The 4,718-nt window shown below is 57.8% G+C and carries 5 protein-coding genes; 1 reads left to right on the top strand and 4 read right to left on the bottom strand.

Annotated elements, in window-relative coordinates; translation table 11 throughout:
* Nucleotides 1-417, top strand: a 417-nt coding sequence (locus AC1RKE_RS15945; protein ID WP_492897474.1) for a hypothetical protein, incomplete at its 5' end; no start/stop codon positions are given.
* Between the two features lie 350 nt (nucleotides 418-767).
* Here AC1RKE_RS15945 and AC1RKE_RS15950 read toward each other — a convergent pair.
* From AC1RKE_RS15950 to AC1RKE_RS15965, 4 genes are all read right to left on the bottom strand, one after another.
* A complete protein-coding gene (locus AC1RKE_RS15950) occupies nucleotides 768-1,718 on the bottom strand; it encodes an RHS repeat-associated core domain-containing protein (protein ID WP_492897476.1) in 951 nt (316 codons plus the stop codon).
* Between the two features lie 399 nt (nucleotides 1,719-2,117).
* Nucleotides 2,118-2,333: a hypothetical protein gene (locus AC1RKE_RS15955; RefSeq protein WP_333897153.1), complete on the bottom strand. Its 216-nt coding sequence runs from the start codon at nucleotides 2,331-2,333 to the stop codon at nucleotides 2,118-2,120.
* Between the two features lie 2 nt (nucleotides 2,334-2,335).
* Entirely contained in the window at nucleotides 2,336-3,736 is a 1,401-nt protein-coding gene (locus tag AC1RKE_RS15960) for an RHS repeat-associated core domain-containing protein (RefSeq protein ID WP_492897479.1), read from the bottom strand.
* Nucleotides 3,737-4,040: 304 nt separating this feature from the next.
* Nucleotides 4,041-4,718 (bottom strand): RHS repeat-associated core domain-containing protein (locus AC1RKE_RS15965; RefSeq protein WP_492897481.1); only part of this gene is annotated, 678 nt, incomplete at its 5' end.

Raw genomic sequence — 4,718 nt, forward strand, 5'->3', positions numbered from 1 at the left:
TTGATCGCTTCATTCTGTCCGTCCTTCGTTGGGCGGACTCTAGCTATTCCTGGCGGAGTTTCAGGGGATCACGTCATTCCGAGGCGCCGGTGCGGATCTAAAAAGGGGCAACTCACCGCAAGCTGTCGGGGCGGCTATGTCACAATATTAACGATCAACACCGTCACTGCAAAGCACATCAGGGCCCCACCGACAATCAAAATGGCCGACATGATGGACTTTTTCAGGAATAGGAAAACAACAGTAAATCCGTTCGTTATGGCCATCACACCTGCAAAATTATCCAAAAACGATCTACCTGACAAAAAATGGGCCGCAAATGAGACAAATACACTGCAAAACCACAACAACAGTACGGCCCGAAAAACATTAACGCCCTGTGATTTACTGAACATTTTCAATCCTTCACATCGGTGAGCAGCCAGGACTTGCGGTGGTCGCAGAGTCAGTTGGAGTGCTTGACGAACACCGCCAACGTTGACCGTCAGGCGTGGCACCCTGCCACCAATCCACCATCTGATTAATGCTCTCTTCCTCTACGTTGCCGACGAAGCTCTGCGCAGCGGCTGACGCTGTAGGCCCCGCAGCATTTGGGGCCGATTGCCACGCGACGCCTGAACTCGCGGTAGACGCCGCCATTCCGGCAGCGGGCTGCGTCAAGGCAGTGGTAACTCCGCCAACCGCTCCTCCAACAGCTGCCCCTACAATAACCCCTTGAGCAGCCTGCTCTGAACTACATCCCTGCGCACATGCGTTAATAGCCCCGCCTATAGCTCCGCCCGTTGCGCGCTGTTCGCGACAACCGCGCCATAAACAAGCGTAAGCCCATTGGCGAGGTATGCACCTGTTGCACCAGAAATTGCTCCGGCTCCGGCTCCAATAAGTCCCTTTCCGATTACAGCGCGCTTATTCACAGGACCGCCCGCCTTGCGTTGTCGATAATATTCGAACCCGGCACCTGTGACCCCCCCAACTATCCCACCGACAGCCGCCGGCAAACAAATAGGGCATTGGCCACTTGGATCCGCCATATTCACCGGATCGTTCCCCACATACGCATACAGATTGATCTGATCCTCATATCCGATCGGATCGGTCTGGAGGAACCGGCCGAGGGTGGGGGAGTAGATGCGGGCCTTGTAGTGGTACATGGCCAGTTCGGGCAGCCAGGCCTGGCCGGTGTACTGGAACCGGCCGCTGTTGCCCGCGCCGGGGATGCCGTATTCGTCGTAGGTGTTGACGCCGATGACGGCGTCGGCCGCGTTGGTCCGAGCGACGATCGAGCCCTGGTGATCGGCGTAGAGGGATTGGCGCGTTCCCAAGCCAGCGCCCTCGTACCAGACCAGGGGCGTGTCCGAGCCGTCAGCGTGGACGTAGCGGCGCAGCATCTGGCCTGAGCCGTCATATTCCGCCGTCAACTTGTCGCCGTCGTAGAGGTAGCGGGTGACGCCCTGGCTGTTGCCGGCGCTCTGGAACAGACGCCCCAGCGGATCCCAGACCAGGGACGCCCCGTTCGGCCCGGCGATCAGCCGGTTCTCCACATCATAGACATAGGTCCCGCCCTGACCGTCCGAGGTCAGATTGCCGTTGGCGTCATAGGTGAAGCCGGCCGGACCGGCCGAGGTGTACTGGTTCAGCCCGTTGACCGCATAGTCGCGGGTGACGTTGACGTGGTCGGTGAAGCGATAGGCGGCGTTCGACACCGATCGGCTGGTCACCTGGCCGGCCGAACGGCAACCCCATCAGCCCGTGCATGAAGCCGTGGAACAGCGGACCCAGCACCAGCCACTACAGCACCAGCCCCGTCAGGCCGCCCAGCGCGAACATCACCACGTCCATCATCCGATCACTCTCTGTTCTGCTCGACCAACGAGTCCGATTGTCGGCCGTTCCCGCCCCACGGCTCAGCCGTCAGACAATGCCGGCGCAAAGCCTATCCTGCCCTCGGTCGCCACAGCCGTAAAAGCGGGCAACTCAGGGCAAGTCGTTGGGGGCGCAACAATCAATGGCGAAGCAAGAGGTTACGACACCCCTTTTATACTGCCCTTCCGAACTGTCGCTGAGCGCGTCGATTCCCGTGATTGATCATCTCTACCTTCGAACCAACAGAAACCACCCTAACGCACGGCATTATCATCATTGAGCTTGGCTCTAGCCTCCCTTAAAGCCACCTCAAGATCGCCTACACCGCACTGGCCGCTAAATAATAGAACCTCCAATCGACCATCTTCTGCTTTGTAGACTTCAGCTATCTGGTTGTCAGAATTCCACACCTCAACCACGACGTCCTCTCGATCTGGAAGACTCGCCACCCCGACCGAAAGCTCACTCATTATCAAGGCTCCAAAAATCCGATAAATCGACCGTCATCACCATAACGTACACCACGCCCACCAACGCCCCAGAATTCTGTGACCTGACCAAACCTACCCGTGTTTCGGGTTATTGCCCCACTTGAAGAGTTTATTATATCGCTGACGATGCCAGCGGCCTGACGGTTAATTTCTACCGCATTGCCGCTCGCAGCTGGAAATGCAGAGCCTTCACGCGAGCCATGTTTTTGGAGCGCTCTGCCTGCCACTGAGAGACCATTTCTTGCCGGTGCGTTCGCAGAATTCACAAAGTTAGCCGCTTCTGCCCTACTTATTGTCGAAACAGCAGTCGCGGCCCTAGCAGCATTGCCTGCTGAAGAGGCAGTACCAGCAGTTAAGACCGTAGCAACTTGCTCTCCAACCATTGCAGTAGTCGAAACCACAGCACCGACCCGGTCCCCGTTCGCCCAGTTCGTTCGTGCGTTGTCCCAAGCCACCTGGCCGGGGACCAATACGCGAAGAAACTCGTTGCTTCGGATCGTCACCGTGCCGTCAGCATTTTGTATCCGCTCGCCACCAATGCAGGTCCAGCATTGGAGACCCGTCGGGTCCGTCCCATTCACCGGATCGTTTGCGACATAGGCATAGAGGTTGACCTGATCCTCGTACCCAATCGGATCGGTCTGGAGGAACCGGCCCAGGGTGGGGGAGTAGATGCGGGCCTTGTAGTGGTACATGGCCAGTTCGGGCAGCCAGGCCTGGCCGGTGTACTGGAACCGGCCGCTGTTGCCCGCGCCGGGGATGCCGTATTCGTCATAGGTGTTGACGGCGACGACCGCGCCCGAGGCGTCGGTCCGGGCCGTGATCGAGCCCTGGTGATCGACGTAGAGATATTGGGGCGCGGTCACGCCCGATCCCTCGAACCAGACCAGGGGCGTGTCGGAGCCGTCAGCGTGGACGTAGCGGCGCAGCATCTGGCCTGAGCCGTCATATTCCGCCGTCAACTTGTCGCCGTCGTAGAGGTAGCGGGTGACGCCCTGGCTGTTGCCGGCGCTCTGGAACAGACGCCCCAGCGGATCCCAGACCAGGGACGCCCCGTTCGGCCCGGCGATCAGCCGGTTCTCCACATCATAGACATAGGTCCCGCCCTGACCGTCCGAGGTCAGATTGCCGTTGGCGTCATAGGTGAAGCCGGCCGGACCGGCCGAGGTGTACTGGTTCAGCCCGTTGACCGCATAGTCGCGGGTGACGTTGACGTGGTCGGTGAAGCGATAGGCGGCGTTCGACACCGATCGGCTGATCACCTGGCCGGCCTGACGGTGATCGAGGGTGCGAGGCATCCAGTCGCTCCGACGGCGGCTGCGGGTCTTGGCAACCCGCCGCTTCTCCTGCGCTGCGCGCTTGCTCTCCCGCTTGATCACCATGGCCCGAGCCGGTACGGCTCCAAACCGGGGCAACTCGCCGTAAGTCGTCGCGTCGGATAAAATCCGTTACGAAGCAACAGAGCTGTTAGACTTATTTTACAACGCACTCTTTTATCGGGCACCCACTATAAGTTATCCTCGTTTATTTGAGAGATTAGTTTTTTCATAAGCTCTAATATAACTCTTCTTTCTACGCCTATTCGATCAAATATTTCTTGCTCATCCATATCATTCGCCACTTCATTTACGCACGACTGAAGGACACGAAATTCATCACTGAACAATGAAAAATGCAAAATTTTCATTAGTTTAAGCCCTCAAAATAGGCGCGACCCGCCTCTGGTCGAAAAGCGGTTCCATGATCCGTTGCCCTAGGATTTCGGATCACCACTGTGCCGGTAGCATCGTCCCACCATGCTGAGCGGCCATTTGAGAGCGTTCTGAAATTTGCGCCACGGCTATTCCTCATAATCCGCTGAATCAGCGCACGGAACGCTCTTCTGTCAGTTATGCCGATAGCTTGAAATTTTGATGCGTGCTTTGCCCAAGCATGGCCGCCAGCGATCAGCCGAGCTGACTGCGCCGTACCCCCACCAACCATAGCGTCTATAGGAACAACGGCACAGACGACTTCTCCCCCAAAGCGTTCCGAAGAACCTGCGCAGGGATTTCCAAACACCTCGAACGGGGAAGGTATGTTTGGCCACGTTTGAGGGGGGTGCCTTCTAACGAAATCACGCAGACCACAGAACCAGCAATCCGCTTGTTCCTGTCTTCGACCTTCAACGACGACATCATCGACAACATCAGGCTCAGCCTCCTGAAACATCCCCGTCGGGTCTGTCCCATTGACCGGATCGTTTGCGACGTACGCATAGAGGTTGATCTGATCCTCGTACCCGATGGGATCGGTCTGGAGGAACCGGCCTAGCGTCGGGGAGTAGATGCGGGCCTTGTAGTGGTACATGGCCAGTTCGGGCAG

It is taken from the genome of Brevundimonas sp. GW822-FHT03E11, from assembly GCF_058801445.1.